Here is a 26,765-nt window from a genome sequence, read left to right as displayed (position 1 = left end):
GGACAGCGCAGCCGGCCAGGCTTGGGCACCTTCGAAAACCAGAGGTTGGAAATTGAGCGATGCAATTGCGGACGTCCTGAGCTGGCTTGAAAGCAGGAACGACATCCAGAGCCTGAGGGCGGCGGTGTGCGATCTCAACGGCGTCATGCGGGGGAAACGCATCCCTGTGGAGCAGGCCCGCAAGGCGCTGGAAGGCAAGCTGCGCATGCCCTACTCGCTGATCGGCCTCGACATCTGGGGCGAGGACATCGAAGGCAACACGCTGGTGTTCTCGACCGGCGATGCCGACGGACTTTGCCACTGGACGGGACGCGGCATCCTGCCGGTGGACTGGACGGCGCATCCGACCGCGCTGGTCCCGCTCTGGCTCGCCGACGAAAGTGGCGCGCCCTATCTCGGTGACCCCCGGCGGGCGCTGGCCCGCATCCTCGACCGCTACAAGGCGCTCGGCCTCACCCCCGTGGCGGCGACGGAACTCGAATTCTATCTGGTCGACCCGCAATCGCAGCGGCCGGTCGGGCCCGTCTCACCGGTCACCGGGCGCCGCCTCGATTCCGACGCGGCACTGTCGATCGACGAGATCGACGATTTCGAGTCCTTCATCCACGACGTCTACGAAGCCTGCCGGGCGCAAGGCATTCCCGTCGACACGGCGATCGCCGAGAACGGCGTCGGCCAGTTCGAGATCAACCTGAACCATGTCGCCGACGCCCTGCGGGCGGCCGACGATGCGGTGTTGTTCAAGCGCACGGTCAAGGGCATTGCGCGCAAGCACGGTTTTGCCGCCTGTTTCATGGCCAAGCCCTATGGCGACCGGGCCGGCAACGGCTTCCATGTCCATTTCAGCCTAGTCGACGCCGAAGGGCGCAACGTCTTCGACGACGGCACCGACCAAGGCTCCGACATCATGCGCCATGCCGTCGGCGGACTGCTGGCGGCGATGGCCGAGAGCACATTGGTATTCGCGCCGCACTTCAATTCCTACCGCAGGCTGCGCCCGCGATCCTATGCGCCGACCGCGGTCGCCTGGGGCTACGAGAACCGCATGGTCGCGATCCGCATTCCCGGCGGCCCGACCGGAGCGCGGCGCATCGAGCACCGCGTGTCGGGCGCGGACGCCAATCCCTATCTCGTCCTTGCCGCCATACTGGGCGCGGCGCTGATCGGCATCGAAAGGCAGATGTCGCCGGGCGACCCGACCGGAAGCGATGGCCAAGGCCTTCCACCGGCGAAGCTGCCGCCGGACTGGGCCTCCGCGATCGCGGCCTTCGAAGGCGGGGCGCATGTGGCGGAAATTTTCCCGGCGATCCTGCGCGACTCCTTCATCGCCTGCAAACGTCAGGAGTTGAACACGTTCGCCCTCAATGTCAGCGACTTCGAGATCGAGACCTATCTCGAAAGCGTCTGAGGGCCTTACGGCGATCGCTCGGCCTTCAGCACCGAGACCGCCGCTTCGCTGTTGTGGACATAGTCGTTGGCGTCCGGCTGCCTCTGCAGCAGCAGGATGAACAGCAGGTCCGTCAGCGTCAGCTGCGCGTCGCGCGCGGTGATGGAGGAAGAGCGCGCACGCTCTTCATCGGCGATGGTGTAAAGGCGGATGTCGGCGACGCGGCTCAGCGGATTGTCCTGGAGGCCGGTGACGGCGATCACCATCGTGCCGCGCTTGCGGGCAAGCTCGGCGATGCGCAAGGTTTCGATGCTGGCGCCGGAATAGGACAGCGCGAACAGCACGTCGCCCTCCCCAAGCGTCGAGACATTGGCCATCTGGATGTGGCTGTCGCTGTCGTACACGACATTGCGGCCGAGCTTCATCAGCTTGTAGGAGAAATCGCGCGCCACCAGCGAGGAGGCGCCGACGCCGACCAGGTGGATGCGGCGCGCGCCATCCAGCAGTTCCAGCGTCCGGGAGATGATGCGCTCGCTGTTGGCGGCGACGGTCTGCTGCATCGACAGAAGCTTGCTGCCGATCAGCTTCTTCAGGATAACAGGAAAACCGTCGCCGACCTCGATGGAACCGTGGATGACGCCGGCCGGCACCTGCCAGTCCCGCGCCTTGGCCTCGCTGACGGCGAGCTTGAGCTCCTGGTAGCTGGCATAGCCGAGTTTCTGGCTGAACTTGACCACACTTGACTGGCTGCGGCCGATCTCGGCCGCGAGGGCGGCCGTCGACAGCCGCAGCATCTGGTCGGGATTGTCGACGATGTACTGGCCGATCTCACGATCGCCAGGCGCCATGCCGTCGAGCTTCGCATTGATCTTCTTCAGAACGGACATGGACCCTCTAGAGCATGATGTCGAAAAGTGTGAAGCGGTTTTTTGGACCACATCATGCTCCATCCCTTTGATTCAGTGCTCCGGTGCTTGACGTCAGAGGAATAAATTATTCCAATTTCGATTGACAGCCAAGAACGCAGAATTAATTCTTCGACTGGACCTGCGAAAGCTCGGGATTCGAGACCGGCTCCCGAGAGCGGGCCGGACCGCCGCCCGGATTCGCCATACAAGGTATCAGCCATGGACAGACTGCGGATCATCGGCGGACAAAGACTACAAGGCGCGGTGACGATCTCCGGCGCCAAGAATGCCGCTTTGCCGCAGATCGCGGCCGCCCTGCTCAGCCCCTACCCGCTCGAACTGACCAACCTGCCGGAAGTGACCGACGTCGAGAACATGCTCCGCGTGGTGCGGCTTCACGGTGCCGAGGTGACGCGGTCGCCGCATGCCGCGACGATCGACACCAGTGCCGCGGTTTCCAAGGAGACGTCCTACGACACGGTGCGGAAGATGCGGGCGACGGTGCTGGTGCTGGCGCCGCTGCTTGCCCGTTTCGGCCATGCCCGGGTTTCGCTGCCGGGCGGCTGCGCGATCGGCGCGCGGCCGGTCGACATGCATGTCGCCGCGCTCACGGCACTCGGTGCCCGGATCGCCATCGAGAACGGCTTGATCGTCGCTTCAGCGCCGAACGGGCTGACCGGCACACGCATCGTCTTGAGCTCGCCATCGGTCGGGGCAACGGAAACCGCCATGATGGCCGCGACCACAGCCAAGGGCGAGACCGAGATCCTCAACGCGGCGCGCGAACCGGAAGTGGCCGATCTCGCAGCTTGCCTCAACGCCATGGGCGCGCGCATAGAAGGTGCCGGCACGCACCGCATCCTGATCGCGGGCGACACCGGCTGGCATGCCGCCAGGCATGACATCATCCCGGACCGCATCGAGGCCGGCACCTATGCCATCGCCGCGGCGATCACCGGCGGGCAGTTGGAACTCACCCATGCCCGGCTCGAGCACATGGCCTCTGTCGTGCAATTGCTGGAGGCCACCGCCGTCAGCGTCTGGCCCGGCGATCGCGGGCTCATCGTGTCGCGCGACCGGCCGCTCAGGGCCGCCGACCTCACGACGGAACCTTATCCGGGTTTTCCAACCGACCTGCAGGCGCAGTTCATGGCGCTGATGTGTTGCGCGGACGGCGCGTCGCTGCTGCGCGAAACCATCTTCGAGAACCGCTTCATGCATGTTCCGGAACTAATGCGGCTCGGCGCCAACATCAAGCTGCAGGGCACGACGGCGCTGGTGCGCGGCGGCGCGAAACTGCGCGGCGCGCAGGTGATGGCCACCGACCTGCGCGCTTCGGTGTCGCTGGTGCTGGCGGCGCTGATCGCCGAGGGCGAGACAACCATCAACCGCGTCTATCATCTCGACCGCGGCTATGAACAACTGGACCGCAAGCTGCGTCTGTGCGGCGCCGAGATCGAGCGGCTGGGCGCATGAGCGGCGGCGCGATTTATTTCCTCGGCGTCGACGGCGGCGGCACCGGCTGCCGGGCCCGCATCGAGGATGCCGACGGCATCGTGCTGGGACAGGGTCTGTCCGGCCCGGCGACAACGCGCCTCGGCATCGACGCGGCCTGGGCCTCCGTTGCAAAGGCGTTCGGCGCGGCGATCGAGGAGACAGGATTCGGCTCGGCCGAAACCGCCCGGATCCGGGCCGGCATCGGCCTTGCCGGCATCGGCCGCAAGGGTGCGCTGGCGGCGCTGCGGGCGATCGCGCATCCCTTTGCCAGCATCGATTTCGTCAGCGACGGCGTCGGCGCCTGCCTTGGCGCGCATTCCGGCCTCGACGGCGCCATCGTCATTGCCGGCACCGGTTCGATCGGCCTCGGCTTTGTCGAAGGCCGCGACCTGCGCGCCGGCGGTTACGGATTTCCGATCTCCGACGAGGGCAGCGGTGCCGATCTTGGGCTGAAGGCCGTGCAACTGGCGTTGCGCGCGCATGACGGCCGCCACGAACGGACGGCGCTGCTGGCGGAGGTGATGCAGCGCTTCGACGGCGATCCGATGGAAGCGGTCGCCTGGATGGACCGCGCCAGCGCCACCGATTACGCGGCGCTGGCGCCGATGGTGATGCGCCATGCCGACCAGGGCGATCCTGTCGGACGGCGCATCGTGCAAGGGGCCGCCGAGCAGATCGACACGCTGGTGCGGGTGCTGTTCGAGAAAGGCGCGCCGCGCGTGACCTTGCTGGGCGGTCTCGCCAGCCCGCTCGAACCCTGGCTCTCCCCCGATGTCCGGCGCCGCCTCAAGCCCGCTGACGGCGACGCCGTATCCGGCGCGATCATTCTTGCCAAGCGGTCACTCTGCACAGGGTAGGCTTAGTAGGGGGGAAGGAATAAAATATTCCAAAAATCTGTTGACGGTGCGAATATCGAATTCTAAAAAGTTAACAACAGAGACTGAATGGCGACAGGCGGATTGATTCATCCGTGTGCACTGGCACCGGCCGAAGATCCATATTCGACGCCCGCCGTGCGGCGATTTGAAAGCACCGAGATGACTGAACAAGGGTTGATGTCCGAGCTGGACCGGCTGGTTTCCGAAGGCCGAAACCCGAGGACTGTCGACATCGACCTGCTGCCTACCCTGGACGTCCTGCGCAAGATCAATGACGAGGACAGGGTTGTCCCGTCGGCTGTCGAAAAGGTGCTGCCGGAAATCGCGGCCGCGGTCGACCGCATCGTCCTTGCCTTCCAGAAGGGCGCGCGGCTGATCTACATCGGTGCCGGCACCAGCGGGCGGCTCGGGGTTCTCGATGCTTCCGAATGCCCGCCGACCTTCCGCGTGCCGGAAGGCATGGTTGTCGGCCTCATCGCCGGTGGTTCCGACGCGCTGATGCGATCGATTGAAGGTGCCGAGGACGATCCGAAGATGGGCGCACAGGCGCTGCGGGAGATCGGGCTCGCACCGGACGACGTGGTGGTCGGCATCGCGGTCAGCGGGCGCACGCCCTATGTCATCGGCGGGCTGAACTATGCCAAGCAAATGGGTGCAACGACGGTCGCCCTTTCGTGCAATCCGGCATCGACCATTGCCGGGATCGCCGACATCGCCATCTCGCCGGTCGTCGGTCCTGAAGTGCTTACCGGCTCGACACGGCTGAAATCGGGGACCGCGCAGAAGCTGGTGCTCAACATGCTGACCACCGCCTCGATGATCCGCATCGGCAAGAGTTTCCAGAACCTGATGGTCGACCTCAACCCTTCCAACAAGAAGCTGGTGGCCAGGGCAATCAGGATGGTCATGCAGACGACCGGCTGCACTGCGCCTCAGGCACGGCACGCTCTCGACCAGACCGGCAACGACGTCAAGCTGGCCATCCTGGTGACGATCACCGGCATGGGCGTCGAGGAGGCGCGGGCGGCGCTCGGCAAGGCCGGGGGATTCCTGCGAAAGGCAATCACCGAGATGACGGCATGATGGTGCATGAGACAAGGCGGCGTGAAGCCGCTTAGACTGGGCCGATACTCCAAAGCATGTGTGTCTTGGAAGCACTCGGCGGAACTGCAAGGCATCGAGTCCAAAATCATAATGGGAGACGAAAATGGTAAGGCACTTCACAAGAACATTGCTGTCGGGCATCACGCTCGCGGCGATGCTTGGCATCGCGACGGTTTCGGCGCAGGCGGCGACGCTCCATATGGCGTGGTCGCAGGACGCCACCGGGCTTGACCCGCACAAGCAGACGGCCTTTTCGTCGCTGCGGCTCCTGGAACTGATCTATGAGCCGCTGGTGCGGGTCGACGCCAGCCTGCAAATCGTCCCCGCCATCGCCACGTCCTGGGAATTCTCCAAGGATGGCAAGGAACTGACCTTCAAACTCGACCCTAAGGCGAAATTCCAGGACGGCACAGCGGTCACCTCCGCCGACGTCAAGGCCTCCTTCGAGCGCATCCTCGACGAAAAGACGGGGGCGGCCGCCCGTGCGAATTTCCTGTCGATCGCCAGCATTGATACACCTGACGCGACGACCGTCGTCTTCCATTTGTCGCAGCCCGACGTGCCGATCCTGACGGCGATGAGCGACGTCAACGCGGCCATCGTTCCGGCGGCTGAAATCAAGGCCGGCTCGATCGGCACCAAGGCGGTCGGCTCGGGTCCCTTCAAGCTCGACAAATGGGATCCCAACGCCAAGGAAGTGCTGAGCGCCAACAAGGAGTGGGCTGGCGGCGCGACCGGCGTCGACGGTATCGAGATCAGCGTGCTGCCCGACGAGGCGGCGATACTGGCCGCCATGCGCACCAAGCAGGTCGACTTCGCGCTGCTCAACGATCCGCTCGTCGCCACGCTGGTGCCAAAGGAACCCAGCCTGCAGCTCAACCGCGTGCCGGTGCTGGCCTATCACGTTCTGCAGCTCAACCCGTCGCGCAAGCCGATGACGGAGCTCAAGGTGCGCCAGGCGATCTCCTGCGCCATCGACCGGCAGGAGGTGCTGGACACCGCTTCGCTCGGCGAGGGCAAGGTCACCGGACCGCTGACCATCCCGGCGCTGGCGACCGATCCCAGCCAGTTGTTCTGCTACAAGCGCGATGTCGAAAAGGCCAAGAAGCTGATGGCCGAGGCCGGCTTTGCCAACGGATTTTCGGCGACCGTGATCGGTGCCACCGGCGAGCCGCCGACGGCCGCGGCGGAAGCCCAGGTCATCCAGTCGCAACTGGCCGAAATCGGCGTCAAGCTGGACATCAAGATGATGGAGCTCAATGTCTATGTCGACGCCTGGCTGAAGGGCGATTTCGACATGGCGATCGCGCTCAATGGCGGCCGTGCCGACCCCTACACAATGTACAACCGCTACTGGACCAAGACGGGCAATCTGCAGAAGGTGGCGAACTACATCGACGACACGCTCGACAGCCTGATGCAAAAGGGCCGCGCCGAGACCAATCCGGCGAAACGCAAGGCGATCTTCGCCGAGTTCGAAAAGCACCTCGCCGAAGTGTCGCCATGGATCTGGCTCTATACATCGTATAGCTACACCGCCCAGCAGAAGAACATCTCCGGGTTCGTGCCGACGCCGACGGGCACGCTGTTCAGCCTGAGCAAGGTTACCAGCCAGCAGTAGCCGCCGCAGGCCCCTAGAGTCGGATGATTTCAGGTCGAATCGACCTGAAATCTGAATCCGCCTCTAGATCAAAAGATAGAGCATGATGTCGTCCGAAGACCGCTTCACACTTTTCGGCATCATGCTCTAGACGAGAGGACTTCTTCGCGTGAACTATCTGATGCGACGACTGGCGGCGTTTCCTCTCGTCCTGGTTGGCGTATCTATCCTGGTCTTCGTCGCGATCCGAATGGTACCGGGCGATTCGATCACGGCGATGCTGGGTACCGAAGCCGGCCTGCTGACGCCGGCGCAGCGGGACTCGCTTGCCGCCTATTTCGGCATCGACCAGCCCTGGTTCGTCCAGTACTGGCGCTGGATCGGCGGGATCCTGCACGGCAATTTCGGCATCTCCGTCACCTATGGCAGGCCGGTCCTCGACGTCATCCTCGAGCGTTTCCCGCTGACGCTGGAGCTGGCCCTCCTGTCGATGATCATCGCGCTGGCCGTCGGCCTGCCGGCCGGGATCTACGCCGCCACGCACAATGAGAAGCCTTCCGATCTCGGGGTGCGCATCGTCGCCATGATCGGCCAGTCGACGCCGAGCTTCGTGCTTGGCCTCTTGATCATATACACGCTGTCGGCCGGCTTCGGCGTGTTACCTGCAATGGGCGAATTCGCGCCGCTCCGGCAGGATCCGCTGCGCAATCTCAGCCAGCTGATCCTGCCGGCAATCACGCTCGGCTTCGCTTTCGCCGCGTCAGTCACGCGCATATCGCGCTCGGCGATGCTCGACGTGTTGAGCGACGATTATGTGCGCACCGCGCGCAGCAAGGGCGCGCCGGCGCGCAGCGTCATCTGGCGGCATGCGCTCCCCAACGCGCTGATCCCGGTCGTGACGCTGAGCGGCATCGAGTTCGGCTATCTCCTGGGCGGCGCCGTGATCGTCGAGCAGATCTACGCCCTGCCCGGTCTCGGACGCATGGTGCTAGACGCCATCCTGCAGCGCGACTACGCGCTGGTGCAGGGAAGCGTGCTGTTCATCGCCCTCAACTTCATGATCGTCAATCTCCTGGTCGACCTCGCCTATGTCGCGCTCGATCCGCGCATCCGGCTGGGAGAACAATGATGCGTATCCCGCGCGCCATCTTGGGCCATGGCAGCGGCCGCATCGGCGGCATCATCGTCGGCGTCTATCTCATGGTCGCGATCCTCGGCCTGGTGGGGCTGACGCCGCACAATCCGATCACGCAATACCGCATCGACCGGCTGCACGCGCCCGGCGCCGCCTACTGGATGGGCACCGACCTGTTCGGGCGCGATGTGGCCAGCCGCCTGATGGCTGGTATCGGACAATCCTTCACGGTCGCCTTCTTCTCGGTCGCCTTTGCGGCCCTTGCCGGAACCGTGCTTGGGCTGGCGGCCGCCTGGCTCGGCCGGCGCTGGGACGGGGTTCTGATGCGGATCATGGATGTGCTGCTCGCCTTCCCGGCGATCCTGCTGGCGCTGCTCATCGTCACCGTTGCCGGGCCCGGCACATGGACGAGCGTCGTCGCCATCGGTATCGTCTACACGCCGATCTTCACGCGCGTCGTGCGCGGCCCTGCTTTATCGCTCAAGGCCCGCGAATTCGTCGATGCCGCGCGCACCTTCGGCAGCAGTTCGAGCTATATCGTCACGCGCCACCTGCTACTCAATCTGGTGGCGCCCTTGACGGTACAAGTGACGCTGGCGCTGGCCTGGGCGCTGCTCACCGAGGCGGGCTTGAGCTTCCTGGGTCTGGGCACGCAGCCGCCGGCCGCCTCGCTCGGCCTGATGCTGAGCGAGAGCCGCAACCTGATGGAAACCGCGCCCTGGCTGATGATCTTCCCGGGCCTGACGATCATGATCAGCATCCTCGGCTTCAACCTGCTTGGTGATGCCTTGCGCGATATACTCGACCCGAAGATGCGGAGGGCGCCGGCATGACCCCGCTTCTGTCTATCCGCGACCTTCGCGTCGGCTTCGGCCGCAATCCGCAGGCCAACGAGGTGGTGCGCGGCGTCAGTTTCGACCTGGCCGATGGCGAGACACTGGCGATTGTCGGCGAAAGTGGCTCGGGCAAATCCGTCACCGCGCTGTCGATCAACCGGCTCATCGACTTCGGCGGCGGCCGCATCACCGGCGGCTCGATGCAACTGAAGCGGGCCGACGGAACCATCTTCGACCTGATGAGCGCGACCGAACCGCAACTGACCGGCATTCGCGGCGCCGAGATCGGCATGATCTTCCAGGAACCGATGACCTCGCTCAATCCGGTGCTGACGATCGGTTCGCAGATCGAGGAATCGTTCCGGCTGCATCGCGGCCTGACCGGCCGGCAAGCCACGGCGGCAGCCAGGGATGCGCTCGACCGCGTGCGCATTCCCGATGCGGCGCGGCGGATGAAATACACGCCCAACCTGCTGTCGGGCGGCATGCTGCAAAGGGTGATGATCGCCATTGCGCTGGCCTGCAATCCGCGCCTGCTAATCGCGGATGAGCCGACGACCGCGCTCGACGTCACCGTGCAGGCGCAGATCATGGCGCTGCTGGCCGAACTGAAGCGCGAAAGCGCCATGTCGATGATCTTCATCACCCATGATATCGGCCTGGTCGCCGGCATCGCCGACAAGATGATGGTGATGCAGAACGGACAGGCCGTCGAACAGGGCGAGCTGAACCAGATCCTCGACAATCCGCGGCATCCCTACACGCAGCATTTGCTGCACGCCGTGCCGCATTTCGCCAACGGCCGCGCGACGCGCGCGGACGGGCAGCGCGACAAGGATGCAGGCACGGAGCCGGCCTTGACGGTCGACGGCCTCGTGGTGCGGTTTCCGCTCAAGAGCAATTTCTTCAGCCGCGCCACCGGCGCGGTGCACGCCGTCGATGGTGTCGACTTCGACCTGATGCCGGGTGAGACACTGGCCATCGTCGGCGAAAGCGGTTCGGGCAAATCCACCACAGCCAAGGCGGTGCTTGGGTTGGTGCGGTCGACGCGGGGCAGCTTCTCGGTCAGCACGCGAACGGCCGCGGCCGAGCGCAGCGCCAAGCCCGTGCAGATGGTGTTCCAGAACCCCTACGCTTCGCTCAACCCGAGACTGACCATCGAAAGCATCCTGGCCGAACCGGTGATCGCCACCGGTGGTCGCGTTGATACCGAGACGCGTGCCAGGATGGCGAGCCTGCTCGAACGCGTCGGCCTGCCGAAAAACAGCCTGCAGCGCTATCCCCACGAATTCTCCGGCGGCCAGCGGCAGAGGCTGTGCATCGCCCGTGCGCTGATGCTCAACCCGTCCGTCGTGGTTCTCGATGAAGCGGTGTCGGCGCTCGATGTTTCGGTGCAGGCCAAGGTGCTGGAGCTGCTGGTCGACCTGCAGCGCGAGTTTGGGCTCGCCTATCTGTTCATCTCGCACGACATGGCGGTGGTCGAGCGGATCGCCCACCGGATCGCCGTCATCTATGCCGGCCAGATCGTCGAGATCGGTGACGCGACCTCGGTGCTGTCGAAGCCGAAACATTCCTATACGAAGAAACTGATCGCCGCCGTTCCGACCATCGACCGCCGACGCGAGCGTTTCGAGATCGATACACGCCAGGTGCCCTCGCTGGTGCGCCCGCAGGGGTTTGAGCCGGCGCCGGCGAAGTGGGAGCTGTTGGGCGGGGATCATATGGTGAGGGTGGAAACTTAGACATGTTTGCGGGACAGCACCCCCCTCTGGCCTGCCGGCCATCTCCCCCACAAGGAGGGAGATTGGCAGTTCTAGCGTCCCGCACACCTTACAATGCAGGAGATTGGCGAAAGCGATGGCGACATCTGATCTCCCCCCTTGCGGGGGAGATGTCCGGCAGGACAGAGGGGGGTGGGACGGAGCGCCAGCTTGCGAATAGGAGGCGGGGTTGACCAACCTTGCCCATCTCTTCGACCACGCGTTCCAACCGCTAGCGGACGCGGTAGTCACCAAGCGCATTCCCGGCGGCATGCTTGGCATCGTCGACAGAAATGGCGAACGCATCGCCAAGGCGATCGGCTCCGCGCAGCTCGTGCCGAAGCAGCGGCCGATGACCGTCGAAACCTGGTTCGACCTCGCATCCCTGACCAAGGTCATCTTCACGACGCCGCGCATCCTGGCGCTGGCGGAGAGCGGTGTCATCGATCTCGATGCGCCGCTGATCTCCGTCCTGCCTGATCTGCGCCAGTACGATGCGGGAGCCTGGGAGCGGACGGTGACGTTCCGCCAGTGCCTCGGTCACCAGACGGCCTTTCCAGCCGTCGAGCCGATCTACACTTATGGGCGCGACCCCGACCTGCTGCGCGCCTTCATCCTGCAGCGCGAATGGCGGGCTCGCGACCCGGTCTATTCCGATATCAATTTCATCCTGCTCGGCTTCGCGCTGGAACGGCTGTCGGGCAAAACGATCCGTGACCTGGAACCCGGTCCAGGCTTTGCCTGGTCAACAGAGTCGGACGCCGCCGCCGCGACCGAAGACTGCACCTGGCGCCATCGCGTACTCTGCGGCGAAGTGCACGACGACAATTGTTCGGCGCTGCAGGGCGCGGGGCATGCCGGCCTGTTCGGCACGGCAGATTCGGTGCTCGATTTCGCGCAAGGGCTGCTGGATGGCGATGGCGTATCCGAGCACTCGATCGCGCTGATGCGAACATCCGTGTCCGCCACCCGCACCCATGGCTGGGAGCGGCCTTACGAAGGCTGGTCGGGCGGCGCATTGTGCAGCCCGGGAACGATCGGCCACACCGGCTTTACCGGCACCGGCCTGTGGATCGACTTCGACAAAGGCAAGGCGTGGACCTTGCTCACCAACCGGATCCATCCGACACGTCATTTCGACAGCGGAATCGTCCAGCTTCGGCAAGCGGTCGGCGATCTCATCAACATCGACTAAGGAAGCGATCATGGAACCAATCTGGGCCGTCGGCCTGATGACCGGCACCGTGCTGGACGGCAACATCGACGTCGCTTTGATCAAAACCGACGGCGAAAGAATCGACGATTTCGGCACTTACCGGCTGAAGCCTTATCCCGCGTCGATCCGTTCCCTGCTGGAAGACACGCTGAAAGAAGCGCGGGCCTGGAATTTCGTCGGACCCGAACCGGTGATCTTCCGCAGGGCCGAGGAAGCGCTGACGCGTGCCCAGTCGGCGGCGGTGAAGGAATTGGTCGAGGGCTATGGCATGACGATGGCCGATATCGGTGTCGTCGGCTTTCACGGCCAGACGGTGCTGCATCGCGCGCCGCAGGTCGGACGGCTCGGCCAGACACGGCAGCTTGGCGATGGCGAGTTGATGCATTCCATCCTGGGTACCAGGGTCGCCTATGACTTTCGCTCGGCCGACATGCGCGCCGGCGGACAAGGCGCGCCTTTGGCCGCCGCCTATCACACCGCGCTGATGCGCAGCGCCGGCGCCAGCGGCGAGGTGGCGGTGCTCAATCTCGGCGGCGTTGCCAACATCACCTGGTGGGACGGCGCCGACAATGTCGTTGCCTTCGACACCGGCCCCGCCAACGCGCCGCTCAACGATTTCATCAAGTCGAAGGGGCTCGGCGAAATGGATCGCGACGGCGCGCTTGGCCGCGCGGGAACGGTCGATGAGGCCAGGCTGGCCAAGCTGCTGCAGCACCCCTATCTGACCAAACCCTATCCGAAATCGCTCGACCGTTTCGACTTCGGCGCCGCGATGGCCGACGGGCTGGGCGCCGAGGATGGCGCTGCGCTGCTCACCGCCTTCACCGCCGCCGCCGTCGGCAAGGCGCTTGACCTTTTGCCAAGCCGGCCGAAAAAATTGGTGGTCAGCGGCGGCGGCCGTCACAACCCGACGATGATGGCGATGCTCGCCAGCCGCGCCGGTGTCGAAGTGGTGCTGGCCGAGAAGCTCGGCTGGAGCGGCGACGCGGTGGAAGCCGAATGTTTTGCCTTCCTGGCGGTGCGTGTGCTGCGCGGCCTGCCGATCAGTTTTCCAAGCACAACCGGAGCCCCGCAGCCGATGCGCGGCGGACGTCTGGCGGGCTGATCACTCAGCCAACAGTTTCTTCTGCAGGAAGATGCGGCTGCGACCGACCGGGAAATCGGACAGCGTCCCGAAGGGTTGATAGCCCTGGCGCTGGTAGACCCTGGAGGCGTTGGGACTGAAGGTGTCGATCCAGGCGTTCCGGCAGCCGCGCGCCACAGCTTCCTGCTCGGCAGCATCCAGCATCCTGCCGGCCATGTGCTGGCCGCGCAGCCTTTCATCGACCCACAGCCATTGCACGTAGAGCCAGCCCCAGGCCGTGTAGCCGGAGATGCCGGCAACGACCGCGCCATGCTCGTCGCGCACGAACACGGCCAGCGCCTTCCTTTCCGACGCGCCGACATCGCCGTCATTGAAGGCCGTCAGGCGCTCGCCGAGAAAGGCGAGGTCTTCCGGCAACGGGTTTGCCGTTGTTTCGAGTGTCGTGTTCATGGCTCTTTCCGGAATACACAGCTGGGCAAGGAATGAAGCGTTACGAAGCGCAATGCCCTCGCGCAATATCTATATCCGCTCTCGGACAGATTGAGCGTCCGGATCACCGCCATTGCGAAAATCGGCAGCGGCGATGCCGTAGCGTTTGAGCTTGTCGTAGAACGTCTTGCGCGGCACGCCGAGGGCGTCGATGGCGCCGCGCACGTCACCGCCATGGTCGCGCAAAGCATCGCGGATGAGCTGTGCCTCGTATTGCCCGACCCGTTCGGGCAAGGCCGCCGAGGATTCCGGCAACCGCGCGGGTGCTGCCCTGGCCTCGTCGTCAGGTCCGAGACCAAGCGCGACACGGTCGGCGAAATGCGCGAGCTCCCGCACATTGCCCGGCCAGTCATGCGACTGGAGATGATCGCTTACCGCCTCGTTCATCGCTGCGACCGGGCGGCCGAAGCGTTCCGCCGCCTTGCCGAGGAAATGCCCGAACAGCATCGGTATGTCGCCGCGCCGCTCGCGCAGTGGCGGGATGCGCAGCGTCACGACGTTGAGGCGGAAATAAAGATCCTCGCGGAAATCGCCACGTTGGTCGGGCCGGCCGAGATCGACCTTGGTCGCCGCGACGACCCTGAGATCGAGGCGCCGGGTCTCGTTCGAACCGAGTGGGGTGAGGCTGCGTGTCTCCAGCACCCGCAGCAGCTTGACCTGCAGGGCCGGCGGCATGGATTCGATTTCGTCGAGGAACAGCGTGCCGCCGCTGGAATGCTCGACGCGGCCGATCCGCCGCCGCTGCGCGCCGGTGAACGCGCCGGCTTCATGGCCGAACAACTCGCTTTCGATGACGGTCTCCGGCAGGGCGCCGCAATTCAGCGCCACGAAGGGCTTCGCGCGCCGCCGGCCCCATCTGTGCAGGAGGTCCGCCACCACCTCCTTGCCGGTTCCGGTCTCCCCTTCCACCAGCACGTCGACATCCATGTCGGCGATCTGGCGCAATGTCTCGCGAAGGCGCCGGATGGCGGGCGCTTCGCCGATCAGCGGCAGGCCGTCGGCGGCGAGCGCCGCGGCCTCGCGCAGCCGCCGGTTCTCCATCACCAGCCGCCGCTTCTCGCTCGCCCGTCTCAGTGCCTCGACGAGGCGGTCACCGGCATAGGGTTTTGGGATGAAATCATAGACGCCATCCTTGAGCGCGGCCACCGCAAGATCGACATCGCCATGTCCGGTGACCAGGATCACGGGTATGTCAGGGTCTATCGCCTTGATGCGGTCGAACAGCTGCAACCCGTTCATGCCGGGCATGCGGATGTCGCTGACGACCACGCCGTTGAAATCCCTGTCGACGACACCAAGTGCCGCCTCGGCGGCATCAAGGGCAACCACCGTGAAGCCGGCAAGTTCGAGCAATTGCGTGGTGGCGTGCAGCAGGTCGGCATCGTCTTCGACGAGCGCCACCAGCCCTGATCTCTCGGTCATTCAATCCGCCTCAAATCGATGGTGAAGGACGCGCCCGCCGCGCAGCCGGGGTCGAGCCGCAGCGTGCCGCCCAGTTCTTGGGCGATCTCCTGCGAGATCACCAGTCCGAGCCCAAGCCCCTTCTCCTTGGTGGTCTGAAACGGCATGAACAGATTGGCGGCCGCTTCCGGCCCGAGACCTGGACCGTTGTCGCGCACCGAGATCAGAATCCTGTCGTCCTGCTCGGCGAGCTCGATCTCGATGCGGGGGTCGGGCTGGTCCTTCATCGCGTCCAGTGCGTTCTGCAGCAGGTTGACCAGGATCTGCTCCAGCCGGATGCGGCTTGCCATCACCATCGGTGACGCGTTGCCACGCGGCTTGACGATGGTGACACCGGAATCGCGGATGCGGCCGGACAGCAGCGACAGCGCCCCGTCGATCGCCTCGCGCACCGGCAAAGGCGAGGCAGCGGTGCCCGGCCGGCGGGCAAAGGTGCGCAAGGTGCCGGTGATCGCGCCGATGCGCTCGGTCATCGAAACGATCGACGTCAGATTGCCGCTCGCCGGCTCGCTTTTCCCGCTGTCGAGGAACCGGCCGGCATTCTCGGCATAGGTGCGGATCGCGGCGAGCGGCTGGTTGATCTCATGCGCCACGCCGGCCGCGATCTGACCGAGGATCGAAAGCCGGTTGGCCTGGGCGAGATCGTCACGCAGCCGGCGCACCTTGGCTTCGGCGCTCTCACGTTCGGCGATTTCGCCGGCAAGGGCGGTGTTGGAGCGCGTTAGCTCGGCCGTTCGCGTGGAGACCCGGCTTTCCAGCTCGGCATTCATCCGCGCCAGCGCTTCCTGCCGCAACCGGCGTGTGCGTCGGCGGCGGGTGAGCACGTAGGCAAGCAAGCCGGTCAGCAGCAGCCCCAGCAATGTCGTCAGGCGCGCCGTGTTGGCGGCGGCCGAGAGCGCGGCGTCGGCCGGCGTCAGCAGCCAGAGACGCCAGCCAGGGACCGCACCGGCCAAACCCTGCACCACCTCGACGAATTGACGCGGTTTGCCAGGGCTGCCGATCGTCGCGAGGCCGTCACCAGCGCCGCGCCGTATCGGCAGCGGGTCGAAGGCCGCATCGGCCAGTTGCAGCTGCTCGTGGGCGGCGGCGGCGTCTTCGGCGGACAGCGGCGCCAGTGCATGAAACCGCCATTCGGGCTGGCTGGTGGCAAGCACGACGCCGCGTTCGTCGGTGACGAAAACGAGGAACCCGCTGGAGCGCCAATTGGCTTCAACGCCGTCCAGCTCGACCTTCAGCACCGCGACGCCAAGCGGCTTGCCGACATCGTCGACGCGGCTGGCAAGGTAGAGCCCCGGCCGACCGCTGATCGTGCCGAGGCCGTACTGGCTGGCCGCGCCCTTCGCCATCGCCTCCTGGAAATAGTGCCGAAAATTGTAGTCGATGCCGACAAAGCTCGTCGGCTCGCCGGCATTGCTGGCGGCGATCGCGATGCCCGCCGTATCGATGACGTAGATAGCGGACGCCGAGGCATCGCCGGCAATGGCTTTCAGCTTTTCGTTGAGAGCGGTCTCTGCCGTTTTTCCGGCCCGGCGCAAGGCGTCGCGCACCGCGTCGTCGCGCGCCAGCACGAGCGGCACCAGACGCTGCTTTTCGATCTCGCCGGTCAGGGTGCCCGCCGCCAGCGGCAGGGCGGCGAGCGCGCCGTCCCGCAGATTGTCGGCCGCCTGGCCGGCGGCGATGCGTCCAGCAATGGCGATCGCGCCGGCAAGGATCGCGAGGGCGATGACGGGGGCAAGCCAGCGGCCATCGCGCAGCCGCGCCACCGCGTCGCGCAGTACTTCGTGACCGGCAAGGCCTGGATAGTCACTATTGGTGTCTGCTGGCGGCGTCTGCCTGCTCCTTTTCCTCACGGCCCTGTCCGCACTCTAATGCGAAATTCCGCCCAGGCAAACGATCCCTGTGCGGAAATCCGCACACGTACCAGCCGAACGACGCTGAACAACGCCCGGAATCCCGGGATTCCAGTCTTTCCCCGATCTGGCACGCCGCTTGCAAAAGTCCTGGCTAGCGGCGGGCGACCGGAACGCCGCGATGGGAGAAGTCACGCAGGGCGGTGCATTTGCCGTCCATCCGGCCAGGGAGAGTTCGATGCACATCGCAGACCAATCGGCCGCGCCTGCCGCGCAGCGCAAGCCCCTCTATGCCCAACTCTACGTGCAGGTGCTGGTGGCGATCACCGTCGGCATCCTGCTCGGCCACTACTATCCGTCGATCGGCGAGAGCATGAAGCCGCTCGGCGACGCCTTCATCAAGCTGGTCAAGATGATCATCGCCCCGGTCATCTTCCTGACGGTTGCGACCGGCATCGCCGGCATGAGCGACCTGCAGAAGGTCGGCCGCGTCGCCGGCAAGGCGATGCTCTACTTCCTCACCTTCTCGACGCTGGCGCTGATCATCGGCCTTGTCGTGGCCAATGTCGTGCAGCCGGGCGCCGGCTTCAACATCGACCCGGCGACGCTCGACGCCTCGACCGTGAACACCTATGCCGCCAAGGCGCATGACCAGTCGGTCACCGGCTTCCTGATGAACATCATTCCGGGCACGATCGTCGGCGCCTTCGCCGATGGCGACATCCTGCAGGTGCTGTTCTTCTCGGTGCTGTTCGGCATTGCGCTGGCCCTGGTCGGCGACAGGGGCGCGCCGGTGCTCAATTTCCTGCAGGCGCTGATGGCGCCGATGTTCAAGCTGGTCAGCGTGCTGATGAAAGCCGCCCCCATCGGCGCTTTCGGCGCCATGGCCTTCACCATCGGCAAATACGGCATCGGCTCGGTCATCAACCTCGCCATGCTGGTCGGCACCTTCTACGCGACATCGCTGCTGTTCGTTTTCGTCGTGCTGGGCGCGGTCTGCCGCTACAACGGCTTCTCCCTCCTGTCGCTCATCCGCTACATCAAGGAAGAGCTGCTGCTGGTGCTGGGCACGTCCTCGTCGGAAGCAGCCCTCCCCTCGCTGATGGAGAAAATGGAAAAGGCCGGCGCCAAGCGCTCGGTGGTTGGGCTGGTGATCCCGACCGGCTATTCCTTCAACCTCGACGGCACCAATATCTACATGACGCTGGCGGCGCTGTTCATCGCGCAGGCAACGAACATCCACCTGTCCTTCGGGGACCAGATCCTGCTGCTTCTGGTGGCGATGCTGTCCTCGAAGGGTGCGGCTGGCATCACGGGCGCCGGCTTCATCACCCTCGCCGCCACGCTGTCGGTGGTGCCCTCGGTGCCGGTCGCCGGCATGGCGCTGATCCTCGGCGTCGACCGTTTCATGTCGGAGTGCCGGGCGCTGACCAACTTCGTCGGCAACGCCGTGGCCACGCTGGTCGTGGCGCGCTGGGAAGGCGAACTCGATCAGGCGAAGCTGGCGAGCGCATTGGCCGGAACAGCCGACGACGGCCTGCCGGCGGATATCGTTCCCGCCGAGTGATCTGCACGCGAAAGCAAGTGGCCGGAGGCAGCGATACCTCCGGCCATTTTTCATGCGCTGACGATGTCAGGCGGCACGGGCTTTGCCGAGTGGCGCCAGCGCCTTGCCATCAGCGGCGAAGAGATGGCAGTGGGACGGATCGACCTGCATGGCGATGGGGCTGTGCAGCGGGGTGGTGTCGGTGCCTTCGGTGCCTTCGGTCTGCACGACAAGCCTTGCCTTCTCGCCAATATCGGCGTGCAGGATGGTCAGGCCGCCAAGCCGTTCGGCCAGCACGGCCTCACCCTTGAACTGGCCGGCATCAGCGATGCGGATATGTTCCGGCCGGATGCCAAGCAGCAGCTCGGCGTTCGCAGTGAGCGTTCCAGTCTTCACCGGCACGACCAGGCTGGACCCGCCCGGCAAGGCAACAGCAACGCCCTCTCCACCGGCCGAGAGAACCCGCACCGGCAGCATGTTCATCTTCGGCGAGCCGATGAAGCCGGCGACGAAGACATTGGCGGGGCGGTTGTGCTGGCGCATCTGAGAACGTCGAGCGCAACCTGCTCGGACGGTGGCAATCGGAACCGCCTGGAACGTCGGCAGGTGCTTCTTCTGCGCTTCCAGCATGCGCTCGCGACAGGGGCTATAGATGACGTGCAACGTCACGCGGGATCATGCGACGCGAATACCGGCGGTTCGATGCCGCCCGGCATCAAGGGCGAGCCGCCCTCAATATGGAAGGCCGACATAGTTCTCGGCGAGCGCGGTCGATGCCGCGCGCGAATGCACGAGATAGTCGAGTTCCGCCTCCTGGATGCGCTGGCCGAATTCGCCGGTGTCTGGAAAGTGGTGCAGCATGGTCGTCATCCACCAGGAAAAGCGCACCGCTTTCCAGACCCGCGCCAGTGCCTTGCCGGAATAGGCGTCGAGACCTGCTTGAGATTTGGCCTCATAGAACTCCCGAAACCCGTTGAAGAGATAGCGCACATCACTGGCGGCGAGGTTGAGGCCCTTGGCGCCAGTCGGCGGCACGATGTGGGCGGCGTCGCCGACCAGGAAAAGCCAGCCAAAGCGCATTGGCTCGGCAACGAAGGAGCGCAGCGGCGCGATCGACTTCTCGAAGGATGGCCCTGTCGTGACGCCCGCCGCCGTCTGCTCCGGCAAGCGGCGGCGCAACTCGTCCCAGAAGCGATCATCGGACCAGTCCTCGACACGATCGTCCTGCGGGCACTGTACATAGTAGCGGCTGCGGTGTGTCGAGCGCATCGAGCACAGCGCAAAACCCCGCTCGTGATTGGCATAGATCAGTTCCTGATCGGCCGGCGGCACTTCGGCCAGCACGCCGAGCCAGCCAAACGGATACTGCCGCTCGAAGGTTTTCAGAGCGCGCTCCGGCACCGATTTGCGGCTGACACCGTGATAGCCGTCGCATCCGGCAATGAAATCGCAGTCGATGCGGTGAGTGATGCCGTCCTTCTCGTAGGTGACGAAAGGCGCGTCACCGTCAAAGTCATGCAGTGCGACATTCAAGGCTTCATAGACGGTGACGAGCCCTGCCTCTTCGCGCTTGTCCATCAGATCGTGCGTCACCTCGGTCTGGCCGTAGACGGTGACATGCTGGCCGCCGGTGAGCGCCGCGAGGTCGATGCGGTGCAGACGCCCGTCGAACGCCAGCGAGATGCCGGAATGCAGCAGGCCTTCGTCATGCAGCCGCGCCGCCGCTCCGGCCTCTCCGAGCAGTTCGACGGTACCCTGTTCGAGCACCCCTGCCCGCACACGGCCAAGCACATGCGCCCGGCTCGAGCGTTCCAGAATGACCGTCTCGACGCCGATGCCGGCCAGAAGCTGCCCAAGCAGCAGACCGGAGGGTCCCGAGCCGACGATGACGACCTGGGTGCGCATCAGTGGCCGAGACTTTCGATCTGCCCGGCCAGGCCGGCGGCAAGCCGCAGCGATGCGGCGGTTGCGACCGCCATCTGCGGCAGCAGCAGCCATTCCAGCGTCCAGGCCGCGCCCGAACGCTCCTGCTCGTGCACCAGCACCTGATGCATGCCGGAAAGCTGCGTGGCGTTGAAGCGGGCGAGTGCCACCAGCGCCTCGGCCTTAACCGGGTTCTGCTTGTGCGGCATGGCCGACGAGCCGCCCCCACCCGACAGCGCGATGTCGGTGCCACCCTGCGCCATCAGCGCGATGTCCTGGCCGAACTTGCCGAGGCTGCCGGTCAGCAGCGACAGCCAGCCGGCAAAATCGGCGAGCGCGTCGCGCTGGCTATGCCATTGCGGCGCATCGGCAAGATCAAGTTTTTCGGCAAGCGCAGCGCGCACCGCTGGCCCCTTGTCGCCAAGCTTTTCCAGCATGCCGACGGCTCCGCCGAATTGCACGACCAGCAGGCGCCTGGACTGTTCCGACAGCCTTTCCTGGTGCCGCTGAAGCGGCGCCCGCCACGCCGCGATGCGGTCGGCCACGGTGATCGGGATCGCCTTCTGCATGCGCGTCATGCCCGTCAGCGCCCTGTCCCCGAAACGCTCCTCGAGTGAGGCGAGGCGCAACACCGTCTCAGTCAGGAGCAGGCCAAGATGCTCGACCACGGACTTCAGCCGAAGCACAAGGCCGGTATCGATGACATCCTGGCTTGTGGCGCCGAAATGCAGTTTCTCGGCATGCGGGTCGCCAACCGCCAGCCTGAGCTGGCGCACCAGTTCCGGCACAATGACGCCATCCTTGGCGGCGGCAGACCGCAGCAAGGCCGTGTCCGGCCGGAACGAAGCCAGCGCCGCCACGATCGCTGCCGCCGCGTCCTGGGTGATAATCCCGCTTTCGGCCTCGGCTTGCGCCAGCGCGCGTTCGAACGCCACCATCGCCTCGATTTCCGCCTCGACGGAAAAATGCCTCGATGTCTCCTCGTCGCCGAGGAGGGCCGAGAGCAGTGGATGATCGAAGGGCGATACGGTCATGTCACGAGTCGCCTAGCTGTCGAAGAAGACTGTTTCCTTCTCCCCCTGGAGATGGATATCGAAGACGTAGGTATCGCCCTTCCGTTCGGCGATCAGGGTCGGCAGGCGGACGCGGTGTTCGATGCGCGCCAGGATCGGATCCCCGGCATTGGCTTTTTCCTCGTCGGAGAAATAGAGCCGCGTATGCAGGCCGATATTGATGCCGCGCGCGACGATCCACAGCGTGATATGCGGCGCCATCAGACGGCCATCTGGAAAAGGCACACGGCCCGGCTTGACCGTCTCGAAGGCGCAGAGACCGGTTTCCATGTCGGTCGGGCAACGACCCCAGCCAAAAAAGTTCGGATCGGCGGCACCGCGCAATTCGGCCGGCGAATTATAAAACCCATCCGCGTCCGCCTGCCAGATCTCGATCAGCGCATCCTTGAGCGGCGTGCCGGTGCCGTCGAGAACCCGGATGTGAAGTTTGATGCGCTCGCCTTTGGTCTTGTCGTTGACCATGGTTGCACCGAGGTCGCTGGGGTAGACAGCGCCGATGCCGCAGAAATTGGGCGTCAGCCCGATATGGACGTAGGGTCCGGCGGTCTGCGAGGGGCTCTCCCTGAGCCGGTCGAGCGACTGGGCCATCAATTGCCCTCCATCCGGTTTTCGAACAGCGAGGAGCGGCGCCCGCGCAGCACGATGTCGAATTTGTAGGCAAGCGCGTCCATCGGGATGGTCGCCTGCGTGTCGAGGACGGCCGTCAGCGCCTCTATGGCCGCCTTGTCGGCGATGCCGCGCACGATCGGGCATTTCCAGATCAGCGGGTCGCCCTCGAAATACATCTGCGTGATCAACCGCTGTGCAAAGCCATGGCCGAAGACCGAGAAATGGATATGCGCCGGACGCCAGTCATTGGGACCGTTCGGCCAGGGATACGGTCCGGGCTTGACGGTGCGAAAGGCGTAGCCGCCATCCTCACCCGATAAGGTGCGGCCACAACCGCCGAAATTCGGGTCGAGCGGCGCCAGGTAACCATCCTTCTTGTGGCGGTAACGGCCACCGGCATTAGCCTGCCAGAACTCCAGCAGCACGCCGGGAACGCCGAGGCCGCGTTCGTCGAGCACTCGCCCATGGACGATGATGCGCTCGCCGATGGCGCTCTCGCCCGGCCTTGCGAAATTGTGGATGAGGTCGTTGTCCAGTTCACCGAGCATGGCATGGCCGAACACCGGGCCCGATATCTCCGACAGCGTGTTGTCGAAAGACAGCAGCGCCTTCTGCGGCGAGCGCAATACCGAGCTCTTGTAGCCCGGCGTCAGCGCCGGCGGGTGCCACGTTCGGTCGCGCTGGAAGAAAGCGCCGGTCTCGGGCACCCGGTTCGAGCCGGACTCAGGCATTCTTGGCTCCATCCATTTCCGAAAACACGTCCTTGGCAATTCTGAAGGCCCGGTTGGCAGCCGGCACGCCGGCATAGATGGCGACATGCAGGAACGTCTCGCAGATATCGTCGCGTGTGGCGCCGGTGTTGGCGGTTGCGCGCAGATGCAAGGCGACCTCTTCATCATGGCCAAGCGCCGCCAGCAGCGCCAGGGTGACGATCGAGCGCTCGCGTTTGCTGAAGCCCGGTCGCGACCACACCGTTCCCCAGGCGGCCTCGGTGATCAGTTCCTGAAACGGTTGATCGAAATCGGTGGCGCCGACCTCGGCGCGGTCGACATGGCGGTCGCCGAGCACCGACCGTCGGACGGCGAGACCCTTCCGATATCTGGCTGTGTTGCCGGGGACTTCATCCATGGGTTTCTGCTCCAGGGGCAAGCGATGCGACAAAACCGCGGATCAGCGCGACCAGCGCCTCCGGCTGTTCGATGCAGGGAATATGTCCGGCATTGCGGATGATCTCGAAACGCGCGCCGGGGATCAGATCGGCCAGAGAGCGGACAAGATCGGGAGGCGTCGAACCGTCCTGATCGCCGGCGATGCAGAGCGTCGGCACGGCAATGCGGCGCGCGCTCTCGGTGAAATCGGCGTCGCGAACAGCCTTGCATGTCCCGATATAGCCGGGCAGCGCCTGCCTGGTCAGCATGTTGCGGCAACCGGCAAGGTCGGCGGCGCGGGCGGCATGGAAATCCTGCGTGAACCACACTTTCATCACACCGTCGACGATCGCGTCGATGCCGAAGCGCTCCACGGCCGCAATGCGGCTGTTCCAGCTTTCGGCGGTGCCGATCTTGTGGGCGGTGTCGCTGAGGATCAGACCCTCGACACGTTTCGGATGGCGGGCATGGAAGCCCTGCGCGATCATGCCACCGACCGACAGACCGAACAGCACGACCTTGTCGAAACCGAAATGGTCTACGAGGGCGCAGAGATCGTCGACATGGTCGTCAATCGAACGGACGCCGTTGCCATTGTCGGAAAGGCCGTGACCGCGCTTGTCGTAGACGAGCAGAGGCATCTCACCGGCCAGAATCGTAACGACCTCATCCCATATCCGCAGATCGGTGCCGAGCGAATTGATGAACACGACCGGGGGCGTCTTGCCTTTCGCCTCGACATATCGGTGGTGCAGCGTGATGCCGCCAATGGTGACGAATGGCATGGGTTCGATCCTCCATCTCCACATTGCACGCCGCGTTTGGTTCGGTAAAATGATATTTTGCGCCATTTCATTAACTCAAGGGTTATCAAATTCATGCCCGACAGCCGCATCCGGTTCCGTCATCTGCAAGCATTCCTGGAAGTCGCACGGCAGGGCAGCGTGGCCCGTGCCGCGGACTTCCTGCATGTCAGCGCGCCGGCGGTGACCAAGACCCTGCGCGAACTGGAGGAGGCGCTGGGCGTGGCCGTCGTCGAGCGTGACGGGCGCGGCATTCGCGTCACAAGGCTTGGCGAAATCTTCCTGGACCATGCCGGCTCGGCGATAACGGCGTTGAAGCGCGGCGTCGATTCCGTTCGCCAGGACGGCGCCGTCAACCGCCATCCGATCCGCATCGGCGCCCTGCCGACAGTGTCGGCGAAGGTCATGCCGCAAGCCATGAGCCTGTTTCTCAGGGAAAACACCGGGGCGGCGATCAAGATCGTCACCGGCGAGAACGCCGTGCTGCTTGAGCAATTGCGCATCGGCGCGCTCGATCTCGTTGTCGGACGGCTCGCGGCGCCCGAAAACATGACCGGGTTCTTCTTCGAGCACCTCTACTCCGAGCAGGTGCTGTTCGTGGTGCGGGCCGGGCATCCGTTGCTGGAACCGGGAGCCGACATCTTCGCGAGGCTCGACGAATTCCCGGTGCTGATGCCAACTCGGGAATCCGTCATCCGCCCCTTTGTCGATCGCCTGTTCATCACCAATGGCATGACTGCGCCGGCGACGGAAATCGAGACGGTTTCGGACTCCTTCGGCCGCTCCTTCATGCGGCAGAGCAACGCGGTGTGGATCATCTCGGCCGGCGTGGTCGCCAACGAGCTCGCAAGCCGCGCCTTCGTCGCCCTGCCGGTCGACACGGACGAAACCAAAGGACCGGTCGGCCTGACGATGCGCACCGACACCGCCCCCTCGCCCGCCTTCATGATCCTGCTGCAAACCATTCGCGAGGCGGCACGGCCTGGCGCATGAGCCCCAGGACGGTTCGAACCGAGCTCGGCTGCGGCGCGGAGTCTCCTAACCCAGGAGTTAATAAAACACCGCAAAATATCATTTTACTGAACCAAACCGCAGGTGCACTGTACCGACCGAGGAGCACAGAGGGAGGAAACGCATGACCCATTCCATTGGCAGCAGGCCCATCATTCGTGGCGTGTCGCGACGCCAGTTCATCGCCACCTCGATCGCCGGTGGCGCGGCACTCGCGCTTGGCGGCAAGAGAGCCTTCGCCCAGACAGGCGACACGCTCAAGGTCGGCTTCGTCAGCCCGCGCACCGGGCCGCTGGCAGGCTTTGGCCAGACCGACGGTTACGTGCTCGACCTTGCCCGCAAGGCACTGGCCGGCGGCCTCGAGATCGGCGGCAAGAAATACAGCATCGAGATCCTCGACCAGGACACGCAGTCGGATCCGTCACGAGCCGGCCAACTCGCCAAGGACCTGATCAACAACCAGGCCATCGACCTCATGCTGGCGGTATCGACGCCCGAGGTGATCAATCCAGTGGCCGACGCCTGCGAAGCCGCCGGCGTGCCGTGTCTATCGACAGTCATGCCGTGGGAAGCCTGGTATTTCGGCCGTGGCGCGAAGCCCGGCGCGCCCTCGCCGTTCAAATGGACCTATCATTTCGGCTTCGGCGTCGGCGAGTTCTTCAAGACCTACATTTCGCAATGGAACCTGATCGAGACCAACAAGAAGGTTGGCGTCATGTATCCCAACGACGCCGACGGCAACGCCATCCGCGCCAATCTCGCGCCGCTGCTGGCCAAGCAGGGTTTCACCATCGTCGATCCCGGCGCCTACGAAACCGGCACCACCGACTATTCCTCGCAGATCGCGCTGTTCAAGCAAGAAGGCGTCGAGATCTTCAACTCCTTCCCGATCCCGCCGGATTTCGCCGCCTTCTGGCGCCAGGCGGCGCAGCAGGGCCTGATCAGGCAGATCAAGATCGCCCAGGTCGCCAAGACCGGCCTGTTCCCATCGGATATCGAGGCGCTCGGCGACCTCGGCATGAAGATTTCGAGCGCCGCCTACTGGCACAAGGCCTTCCCCTACAGATCGCCGCTGACGGGCGTTTCGGGGATCGAACTGGCCGACGGCTATGAGGCGGCGAGCGGCAAGCAGTGGACACAACAACTCGGCGCCTCGATGTCGCTGCTCGATGCCGGCTTCGAGGCCTTGAAGGCGAGCACCGACGCCAAGGACAAGGCGGCGGTGGCGAAGGCGCTGAGCACGCTCAAGACCGAAACCATGATTGGCAAGGTCGACTTCACCAGCGGGCCCGTGGCCAATGTCTCGCCTGGTCCCATCATCGGAACGCAATGGGTCGCCGCCAAGGAAGGATCGAAGTTCCCGCTCGATTATGTGGTGACCGAGAACGCCACCGATCCGAAGGTTCCGGTCGGGGCCAAGCTTCTTCCTTACAACGGCTGATGGACC

At 64.8% G+C, this 26,765-nt stretch carries 24 protein-coding genes; 13 read left to right on the top strand and 11 right to left on the bottom strand.

The genetic code is table 11. The annotated features are described in order from the left end of the window. The first annotated feature begins 52 nt into the window (after window positions 1-52). Window positions 53-1,408: a glutamine synthetase family protein gene (locus FJ938_RS19895; RefSeq protein ID WP_140696556.1), complete on the top strand. Its 1,356-nt coding sequence runs from the start codon at window positions 53-55 to the stop codon at window positions 1,406-1,408. A 5-nt stretch (window positions 1,409-1,413) separates the two neighbouring features. Here FJ938_RS19895 and FJ938_RS19890 read toward each other — a convergent pair whose 3' ends face one another. Then, a complete protein-coding gene (locus tag FJ938_RS19890; RefSeq protein WP_140696554.1) occupies window positions 1,414-2,274 on the bottom strand; it encodes a MurR/RpiR family transcriptional regulator in 861 nt (286 codons plus the stop codon). A gap of 240 nt (window positions 2,275-2,514) precedes the next feature. On the opposite strand from FJ938_RS19890, the gene murA reads away from it, so the two are divergent. The 9 genes from murA (at window position 2,515) to FJ938_RS19840 (ending at window position 13,426) form a co-directional block, all read left to right on the top strand. Then, window positions 2,515-3,771 (top strand): UDP-N-acetylglucosamine 1-carboxyvinyltransferase, encoded by a 1,257-nt coding sequence (gene murA / locus FJ938_RS19885; protein ID WP_140696551.1) that lies wholly within the window; start codon window positions 2,515-2,517, stop codon window positions 3,769-3,771. Continuing rightward, complete coding sequence (locus tag FJ938_RS19880) at window positions 3,768-4,649, top strand: N-acetylglucosamine kinase (RefSeq protein WP_140696548.1); 882 nt, start codon at window positions 3,768-3,770, stop codon at window positions 4,647-4,649. Before murA ends, FJ938_RS19880 begins: the two co-directional genes overlap by 4 nt. Before the next feature lie 180 nt (window positions 4,650-4,829). Beyond that, the gene (gene murQ / locus FJ938_RS19875; RefSeq protein WP_140696546.1) at window positions 4,830-5,753 is read left to right on the top strand and encodes an N-acetylmuramic acid 6-phosphate etherase; all 924 of its coding nucleotides are present in this window, start codon (window positions 4,830-4,832) and stop codon (window positions 5,751-5,753) included. A gap of 124 nt (window positions 5,754-5,877) precedes the next feature. Further along, a complete protein-coding gene (locus tag FJ938_RS19870; protein ID WP_140696543.1) occupies window positions 5,878-7,395 on the top strand; it encodes an ABC transporter substrate-binding protein in 1,518 nt (505 codons plus the stop codon). A gap of 148 nt (window positions 7,396-7,543) precedes the next feature. Further along, complete coding sequence (locus FJ938_RS19865) at window positions 7,544-8,503, top strand: ABC transporter permease (RefSeq protein ID WP_140696540.1); 960 nt, start codon at window positions 7,544-7,546, stop codon at window positions 8,501-8,503. Next, the gene (locus FJ938_RS19860) at window positions 8,503-9,342 is read left to right on the top strand and encodes an ABC transporter permease (protein ID WP_140696610.1); all 840 of its coding nucleotides are present in this window, start codon (window positions 8,503-8,505) and stop codon (window positions 9,340-9,342) included. Before FJ938_RS19865 ends, FJ938_RS19860 begins: the two co-directional genes overlap by 1 nt. Further along, on the top strand, window positions 9,339-11,087 hold the full coding sequence (locus tag FJ938_RS19855; RefSeq protein ID WP_140696537.1) for an ABC transporter ATP-binding protein: 1,749 nt from the start codon (window positions 9,339-9,341) through the stop codon (window positions 11,085-11,087). The genes FJ938_RS19860 and FJ938_RS19855 overlap by 4 nt, the downstream gene beginning before the upstream one ends. Before the next feature lie 208 nt (window positions 11,088-11,295). After that, the gene (locus FJ938_RS19845; RefSeq protein WP_140696534.1) at window positions 11,296-12,300 is read left to right on the top strand and encodes a serine hydrolase; all 1,005 of its coding nucleotides are present in this window, start codon (window positions 11,296-11,298) and stop codon (window positions 12,298-12,300) included. A gap of 10 nt (window positions 12,301-12,310) precedes the next feature. Continuing rightward, window positions 12,311-13,426: an anhydro-N-acetylmuramic acid kinase gene (locus tag FJ938_RS19840; protein ID WP_140696532.1), complete on the top strand. Its 1,116-nt coding sequence runs from the start codon at window positions 12,311-12,313 to the stop codon at window positions 13,424-13,426. Here FJ938_RS19840 and FJ938_RS19835 read toward each other — a convergent pair whose 3' ends face one another. The 3 genes from FJ938_RS19835 to FJ938_RS19825 all read right to left on the bottom strand — a co-directional run bounded on the left by FJ938_RS19835 (window position 13,427) and on the right by FJ938_RS19825 (window position 17,118). Further along, window positions 13,427-13,855 carry a GNAT family N-acetyltransferase gene (locus FJ938_RS19835; RefSeq protein WP_140607368.1) on the bottom strand — a complete coding sequence of 143 codons (429 nt, stop codon included), beginning with the start codon at window positions 13,853-13,855 and terminating at the stop codon, window positions 13,427-13,429. A gap of 69 nt (window positions 13,856-13,924) precedes the next feature. Beyond that, window positions 13,925-15,316: a sigma-54 dependent transcriptional regulator gene (locus FJ938_RS19830; protein WP_140696529.1), complete on the bottom strand. Its 1,392-nt coding sequence runs from the start codon at window positions 15,314-15,316 to the stop codon at window positions 13,925-13,927. Further along, window positions 15,313-17,118: a sensor histidine kinase gene (locus FJ938_RS19825; protein ID WP_140696607.1), complete on the bottom strand. Its 1,806-nt coding sequence runs from the start codon at window positions 17,116-17,118 to the stop codon at window positions 15,313-15,315. Before FJ938_RS19825 ends, FJ938_RS19830 begins: the two co-directional genes overlap by 4 nt. 325 nt (window positions 17,119-17,443) lie before the next feature. On the opposite strand from FJ938_RS19825, the gene FJ938_RS19820 reads away from it, so the two are divergent. Continuing rightward, window positions 17,444-18,772, top strand: coding sequence for a dicarboxylate/amino acid:cation symporter (locus FJ938_RS19820; RefSeq protein WP_140696605.1), 1,329 nt, complete (start codon window positions 17,444-17,446; stop codon window positions 18,770-18,772). Window positions 18,773-18,838: 66 nt separating this feature from the next. Here FJ938_RS19820 and FJ938_RS19815 read toward each other — a convergent pair whose 3' ends face one another. The 7 genes from FJ938_RS19815 to pcaD all read right to left on the bottom strand — a co-directional run bounded on the left by FJ938_RS19815 (window position 18,839) and on the right by pcaD (window position 24,289). Continuing rightward, on the bottom strand, window positions 18,839-19,294 hold the full coding sequence (locus FJ938_RS19815; protein ID WP_246673426.1) for a TOBE domain-containing protein: 456 nt from the start codon (window positions 19,292-19,294) through the stop codon (window positions 18,839-18,841). 189 nt (window positions 19,295-19,483) lie between these two features. After that, window positions 19,484-20,656, bottom strand: coding sequence for a 4-hydroxybenzoate 3-monooxygenase (gene pobA / locus FJ938_RS19810; protein ID WP_140696526.1), 1,173 nt, complete (start codon window positions 20,654-20,656; stop codon window positions 19,484-19,486). Beyond that, the gene (locus FJ938_RS19805; protein WP_140696523.1) at window positions 20,656-21,708 is read right to left on the bottom strand and encodes a 3-carboxy-cis,cis-muconate cycloisomerase; all 1,053 of its coding nucleotides are present in this window, start codon (window positions 21,706-21,708) and stop codon (window positions 20,656-20,658) included. Before FJ938_RS19805 ends, pobA begins: the two co-directional genes overlap by 1 nt. 12 nt (window positions 21,709-21,720) lie before the next feature. Beyond that, entirely contained in the window at window positions 21,721-22,335 is a 615-nt protein-coding gene (gene pcaG / locus FJ938_RS19800; RefSeq protein ID WP_140696521.1) for a protocatechuate 3,4-dioxygenase subunit alpha, read from the bottom strand. Beyond that, window positions 22,335-23,087, bottom strand: coding sequence for a protocatechuate 3,4-dioxygenase subunit beta (gene pcaH / locus FJ938_RS19795; protein ID WP_140696518.1), 753 nt, complete (start codon window positions 23,085-23,087; stop codon window positions 22,335-22,337). The genes pcaG and pcaH overlap by 1 nt, the downstream gene beginning before the upstream one ends. Further along, complete coding sequence (gene pcaC, locus FJ938_RS19790; RefSeq protein ID WP_140696515.1) at window positions 23,080-23,484, bottom strand: 4-carboxymuconolactone decarboxylase; 405 nt, start codon at window positions 23,482-23,484, stop codon at window positions 23,080-23,082. Before pcaC ends, pcaH begins: the two co-directional genes overlap by 8 nt. After that, window positions 23,477-24,289: a 3-oxoadipate enol-lactonase gene (gene pcaD, locus FJ938_RS19785; RefSeq protein ID WP_140696512.1), complete on the bottom strand. Its 813-nt coding sequence runs from the start codon at window positions 24,287-24,289 to the stop codon at window positions 23,477-23,479. Before pcaD ends, pcaC begins: the two co-directional genes overlap by 8 nt. A 93-nt stretch (window positions 24,290-24,382) precedes the next feature. Between pcaD and pcaQ the strand changes: the two genes are divergently transcribed. Beyond that, window positions 24,383-25,300, top strand: coding sequence for a pca operon transcription factor PcaQ (gene pcaQ, locus FJ938_RS19780; protein WP_140607379.1), 918 nt, complete (start codon window positions 24,383-24,385; stop codon window positions 25,298-25,300). Window positions 25,301-25,442: 142 nt separating this feature from the next. After that, window positions 25,443-26,759 (top strand): ABC transporter substrate-binding protein, encoded by a 1,317-nt coding sequence (locus tag FJ938_RS19775; protein ID WP_140607380.1) that lies wholly within the window; start codon window positions 25,443-25,445, stop codon window positions 26,757-26,759. Window positions 26,760-26,765: the final 6 nt, after the last annotated feature.

The sequence above is a fragment of the Mesorhizobium sp. B2-4-14 genome (genome assembly GCF_006442155.1).
Classification (GTDB): domain Bacteria; phylum Pseudomonadota; class Alphaproteobacteria; order Rhizobiales; family Rhizobiaceae; genus Mesorhizobium.
The sequence above is the reverse complement of the archived record's forward strand: the minus strand, read 5'-3'. Positions and strand labels throughout refer to the sequence as shown.